Origin of the sequence: Spirosoma soli, from assembly GCF_042684525.1 — a bacterium.
Taxonomy (GTDB): domain Bacteria; phylum Bacteroidota; class Bacteroidia; order Cytophagales; family Spirosomataceae; genus Spirosoma; species Spirosoma soli.
The window spans coordinates 1-504 of record NZ_JBHULN010000073.1 but is presented as its reverse complement, the minus strand read 5'-3'; the positions used below and the strand labels follow the sequence as shown (position 1 = coordinate 504).

The window sequence follows — 504 nt, the reverse complement described above, 5'->3', positions numbered from 1 at the left end:
CGTTCTGGGCTGTCACCGTCACCGAGTAAGCACCCGCTACGCTCACTGAGATGCTTGGTGTGGTCGCCCCCGTGCTCCACAGGTAGCTCACCCCGGGTGTGGCTGTGGTGCTGATGGTCGCCGTCAGGGCCGTACAGCTCAGCTCGTTGCTCACCACCGCCGTTACACTTGGCAACGCCGTGTCACTCACCACCGTCGTCGTCGTCACTGCTGTACAACCGTTGGCCGAGGTCACTGTCACCGAGTAGGTACCCGCACTGTTAACCACAATGCTTGGCGTGCTCTCACCCGTGCTCCACAGATAGCTTACACCCGGGCTAGCCGTCGTTGAGATCGTCGCCGTGGGCTGAGCCACCGTCAGGGTGTTGCTCACACTGGCCGTTACTGTCGGCAGGGCCGTATCGCTCACTACGTTGGTCGTCGTTACCGCTGTGCAACCGTTGGCCGAAGTAACCGTTACTGAGTATGGACCAGCCGCACTCACTACGATGCTTGGCGTGCTCT

At 61.1% G+C, this 504-nt stretch carries 1 pseudogene; it reads right to left on the bottom strand.

Features of this window, described 5'->3' with window-relative positions:
* Window positions 1-504: pseudogene (locus ACFSUS_RS29150) on the bottom strand (hypothetical protein); the annotation flags it as partial.